Annotated in this window: 5 protein-coding genes; all 5 read right to left on the reverse strand. The window is 71.4% G+C overall.

Going from position 1 to position 5314, the window contains the following annotated elements:
• Positions 1-11 precede the first annotated feature (11 nt).
• On the reverse strand, positions 12-881 hold the full coding sequence (locus BMG523DRAFT_RS21355) for a helix-turn-helix transcriptional regulator (RefSeq protein WP_051624000.1): 870 nt from the start codon (positions 879-881) through the stop codon (positions 12-14).
• Positions 882-1074: 193 nt separating this feature from the next.
• Positions 1075-1221 (reverse strand): hypothetical protein, encoded by a 147-nt coding sequence (locus BMG523DRAFT_RS25535; protein WP_157858560.1) that lies wholly within the window; start codon positions 1219-1221, stop codon positions 1075-1077.
• Positions 1222-1343: 122 nt separating this feature from the next.
• Positions 1344-2057: a response regulator transcription factor gene (locus tag BMG523DRAFT_RS21360; RefSeq protein WP_049760940.1), complete on the reverse strand. Its 714-nt coding sequence runs from the start codon at positions 2055-2057 to the stop codon at positions 1344-1346.
• Positions 2058-2490: 433 nt separating this feature from the next.
• Positions 2491-4056, reverse strand: coding sequence for a 4-hydroxyphenylacetate 3-hydroxylase family protein (locus BMG523DRAFT_RS21365; protein ID WP_108913767.1), 1566 nt, complete (start codon positions 4054-4056; stop codon positions 2491-2493).
• Complete coding sequence (locus BMG523DRAFT_RS25620) at positions 4053-5006, reverse strand: hypothetical protein (RefSeq protein ID WP_162492187.1); 954 nt, start codon at positions 5004-5006, stop codon at positions 4053-4055. The genes BMG523DRAFT_RS21365 and BMG523DRAFT_RS25620 overlap by 4 nt, the downstream gene beginning before the upstream one ends.
• Positions 5007-5314 lie beyond the last annotated feature (308 nt).

Here is a 5314-nt window from a genome sequence, read left to right on the forward strand (position 1 = left end):
GCCGGTCGCGGTCAGGCCGAGAGCCGCTGCCGCGCGGCGGGGTCCGGGCGCCCCGCCGCGCCCGGCGTCTCGGCCGCCAGCCGGGTGAGCAGCTCCCGGTCCGCGGGCGTCGCGGGCGTCTGGAGCCAGATGGTGGACTCCGGATCATCACCCGGTCGCAGCACCGACAGCATCAGCGAAATGTCGCCGAGCGGCGTGGCCGCGCTGACCGTGCGGCCCGTGAACACGCGCACGGACCGGCACTGCCACCAGGCACGCAGCTCGGGGCGCGCCTGTTCGAGCAGCTCCAGCACGGCACGGCCGCGCTGGTCGTCGGGATGATGACCGATCTGGGCGCGGAACTGGGCGAGCAGGTCCTTGGCCACGTCCTCGGACCCGCCCATCCCGTCCCGGGTCCGGGGCTGCGCCACCAGCAGCCACAGCAGGTTGCGCTGGGGCTCGGGCACGTCGGCGGGATCCCCCCACAGGACGGTGTAGGCGTCGTTCCAGGCGGTGACGTCGAAGCGCCGGTCGAGCAGCAACGCCGGACAGTTCGGCCAGTTGTCCAGCACCGAACGCAGCGCCTTGACGAGGGCGTGGTGGCGGTCCGCTGGCGGCGTGTGCAGGCCGGCGAGCGCCAGGGCGTGGCGACGACCGTCGTCGTCGAGCCGCAGGGCCCGGGCGACGGCCTCGAGGACCTGCCGGGACGCGGCGACCCGGCCTTGTTCCAGCCAGGTGTACCAGGCGAGGCCGAGGCCGGAGAGCGCGGCGACCTCCTCCCGGCGCAGCCCCGGGGTGCGGCGGCGAGGTGTGGCGGGCAACCCGACGTCCTCGGGTCGCAGGCGCTCACGGTGGGCACGAAGAAAGAATCCAAGCTCACGCTGGCGGGCGTCGTCGCTCATCGGTTCCAGTCGGATCGGGCGGCCTGGTCGACACCGCCGATCCGGCACATCCGGCACATCCGGCACATCCGGCGGGCGGGACAGCATCGACACAGGGACACGCGGTCAGCAGGACTGCTACTACCCTCAGTCGCCAACAACGCCTAACAGCAGTCACCCATGTGATGGCTGAAATCCAGCCACCGCCGCCGGATCAGCGCAGGCCGAAACGGCCGAGCGGACCGTCCAACGCAAGAGGACACAGCCCCATGGTGGCATCGCCCGGCAGCCATGTCCGGCGCTTACCCGGAGAGATCGCGCCATTTACATGATCGAATAACGTCAGCACGAATTTCGACACCCGAAGCAACCTATCAATAACCACAAGTAATAGATCTGTGATGATCAGCCGGAATCCGGATCATCGAAAACACCGACTCGCGGAACGTGTTCATCCCGCCATGGCGCCCGCGGCCACCCCGATCATTCGATCATCCGGTCCGGCGCCGATCCGCGGCCGGACCCACGCCCACGGCCCGTCCAGCCGGCATGCGGACCGTCCAGCAGTCCGTGCCGATAGGCGTAGAGGCCGGCGCGTAGCCGGTCCGGCTGGCCGATCTTGCGCATCGCACCGGTGAGGTACCGCTTGACCGTTGCCTCGGCCAGGGCGAGCTCGCAAGCGATCTCCGCGTTCGACAGACCGCGGGCGAGTTGGCCGAGCACCGCGCGTTCCCGGGAGGTCAGCCCGAGGGCCTGCGGTGGCAGCTCGGCCTGGACCGGCGGCCCCGGCACCCCCGTCGGCGGCGGCGCGGGCAGGAAGACCACGCCGCCGAGCGCGGCGATGGTGACCGCGTGGGCGAGGTCGGCAGGCGGGGCGTCCGGCAGCACCGCCCCCGACGCACCGGTGGTGAGGATCTGGGTCAGTTCGGCGCAGGTGGCCAGCGGCCGCAACAGCAGAACGCGCGTGGTGGGGATCCGGTCGCCCTCCACGCGCAGCCGGCGCACCGCCGCGAGGTCGGTCGCGAGATCCCCCGCGAGCCCGAGCAGCAGGACCCGGGGACGCGAGCGGCGGATCTGCGGCAGCGCGGCATCCAGCCGATGGCCGCGGCCGACGACGTCGAGCCGGCAGATCGTCGAGAGCAGCAGGTGCAGCCCCGCCCCGGTCACCGGATGGGCGTGCAGCAGAAACACCGACACGCCGCCGTCGATTCCCGTGGGCGTGAGATCCTTGGCGTACGCGGGACACTCGGGCTGCGCGGACGCCTCGGCGCGAACGGGAACCCCAGGACAGGCCGAAACCCTGACCCACGGCGGACCCCCGGAGGACCCGGAGGACCCGGAGGACCCGGAGGACGCAGAGGACGCAGAGGACCCGGAGACCTCGGCACGGACGGGAGGGGGCGAGGCGGCTCCGATCGTCATGACTCCGGGTCCTTACCACGAGGAGCGAACGCGGGCCGGCGGTATCACCCCGTCGTCCCGCGTGCAGGGGGCTGGCCTGACCGTAGGCACCTTCGGGTAGCTCAACCAGGTAGGCGGTGGTATCGCTAACACCCTCCGCGCACACCGTCCCCGGACCCCTCCGCCCGGTCCGACAGCCACCGGTCCGACAGCCACCTGCCGTCAAGCCTCAGAGCGGACGGGTGATCAGCTCCCGGATCTGGTCGGTGACAGGTCCCAGGTCATCCCGGCGGAGCAGGTTGATCCGGTTGCGGGTGATGTCCCCGCGGTGGACGAACTCATAGAGGTCCTGACGCTGCCCGAAGCTGTCCGCCGTGAGCTCCCAGGCCAGCCGGAACAGCCGTGACTTCTCCTCGACCGGGAGGTTCGCGCCCCGCATGTACCGATCGAGATAGGGCCGCAGGTCGGCGGCGGCGAGGTCACGCTCGCTGGGCTGCATGAGGACACCCGACGAGCCGATCCGCCGCACGATCTCCACCGCCCGGCCGGCGACCTGCGCCGACCACACGCGGCTCGCGTCGGTGTTACCCGGCGCGAGCAGGCCGCCGTCCGTCGTCTCGGCCCTGGCCTCCCCCGCGTCGAGAAAGTACCCGACGAGGTCAACGTAGCTCGCCAACTCCCCGAGGTCCTCCTGGACGTGACGCAGCCCCGAGGCTCCGATCGCGTCGGCGAGCAGCGTGCCGACGGCGAGCAGGGTCCGCAGCCGTTCCTGGTAGCGGATGTGGCCGGCGGCCGCGCTCCAGGCGTTGATCCGTCCGAGTCCGACCCGGGCGAGGTTGCCGTCGCGCAGCAGGAACACCCGGTCCCACGGAACCAGCACGTCGTCGAAGAACAGCATGGCGTCCTGCTCGTCGAACCGGGACGCGAGCGCGTGGGCGTGCCCGTACGGCCGGGCCCCCAGCGGCTCCCGACAGAGGATCTTCACGCCTGGGGTAGCCAGCGGCAGGCCGAACCAGATCACGAACTGCTCGGCCTCGCGCTGCGCGAAGCTCGCCGAGAGGTACACGAGCACCTCGTGGGCCAGTGGGGCCAGCGTCGTGAGCTGCTTGGCGCCCCGGACGACGACGCCGTCGTCCCGCTCGGCGATGATGCGCAGCGCGAGATCGGGATCGTCCACGGGGCTGGTGGTCCGGTCGATCTGCGGGTCGCCCAAAGCGTGGCCGAGGACCAGGTCATTGGCCGCACAGTGCCGGTAGAAGGCCACCGCGTTGGCGCCGAAGCCGGCCTGGTTGCACTCCAGATGCTCCCGGAAGTCGAGCAGACCCACCGCCACGTTCGCCATGAACGACGGCGACCGGCCGTGCTGACCCCAGGACTCGCGCATCCACACGCCCGTGCTGCGCCGCCGGGCCCGCAGATCGTCCAGCGTGCGCGGCAGCTGGTAGGACCAGCCGACGCGGGTTCCCGCCTCGGGTTCGTGGACGGTGAGCACGTCGCGCAGATCCGGGTCGTGCTGCAGGTCGAACAGCCGGGCCAGCTCGTCAACGGCGCCCCGGAAGGCTGGATGCGTCGCCACGTTCGCGACCTTCTCCCCGTCGAGCCACACCTCGCGGCCGTCGTTGAGGCTCGCCCGGTACCGCTCCCCGGTCATCAGCCCCTGCGCGGCAGGCGGCGGGGTTCCCAGCGGCGAGTCGGCCGGGGGATCGGCCGTCGCACCGGCGGGGTGGTCACCGGCGGCTGGTCGGCCCGGATCGTCGATGGCGCCGGGATGACCGCTGTCGGTCACGAGGGTCATGGCCTGATCTCCGCTCTGTGGACAATGTCGGTGGTGCCGGTGGTGCCGGTGGTGCCGGTGGCGCCGGTGGTGCCGGTGGCGCCGGTGGTGCCGGTGGTGCCGGTGGTGCCGGTGGTGCCGGTGGTGCCGGTGGTGCCGGTGGCGGTCCAGACGCAGCCACGGTCGACCTGCCCCGGTCCGGCGACCGACCCGGCCACGACGGCAGGCTGGCCGCCCGGAGCGGGCACGGCCACGCCGGCTGACGGGACCGAGGGGTCGTCATGCAGCAGGCGGAAGGCCGGTTCGTATCCCTTGGCCCGGATGTTCGCCGAGAGGGCAGTGGTGCAGAACGAACAGGGGGAGGCCAGGGTGAGGGGCACGCCCCGGGCGCGGGCCTGCTCGCGGTAGTCCCAGATGCCACAGTGCGAGATGATCAGGGTCGCTTGCATGGGCTCGTCGGTGTCGACCGCGTAACGGGAGGAGTAGAGATCCGCCTGGCGTGCGAGCCGGTGGACGACGTCGGCGGGCCGGCCGGTCGGCTCGGGCTCCACCTTGCCGAAGACCGAGGCATTGGCCCTCGCCCAGTCGACGAGCTCCGCCTCGCCCCAGCGCGACACGATGAACCGTTCGATCAGTGCCTGCGCGCGGAAGAACACCCGCTGCCAGGCCGTCGGATCACGATCGTCGGGCGTCGGGAAGTCGGCGAAGATCTCGGCCTGGGTATGCAGCCAGTCGAGTAGACGCAGATCGGCGTGGTGTTCCAGCAGGAACGTCGTCATCCCCGACTCCGCCTCGAGCAGGCGCTGCTGCCACAGGGCTACGCGGTCGTCTCCGGTCATGTCGAGGGCCGGAGCCGGGGTAGACGACCCGGACGCCGTCGCCCGCGGGGATGCGCCGGGCGGCTCAAGGTGGGCGTGGGGACGGGTGCCGAGGACCGCCATCGGCACCGACGCGGCCGAGGACATGGACATGGGTATGGCCATCGGCGTGGCAACGGCACGGGGCACGTGTGTGGGAGCCTCCACGGATCTCCTGTCCCTGGCGGCCCCGGCTAAGCGGGCCACCGCGACGACCGTTCCGGAGACCGGACGGTCAGGATGAATCACGACGGAAACGACGCTAAGTGCGCAGATGATGTAGAAATACCGACCTTTGGTGCATCTTCGTGCCACTTTCGGCGTCCGTCTCCTCACACGTTGTCGCCGTATGCATCGGCGCCGCACGGTTCGTCCGCCGCCGGCAACTCCGGCGGCCGTCGGCAACTCCGGCGGCCGTCGGC

Source organism: Frankia sp. BMG5.23 (assembly GCF_000685765.2).
Taxonomy (GTDB): Bacteria; Actinomycetota; Actinomycetes; order Frankiales; family Frankiaceae; genus Frankia; species Frankia casuarinae.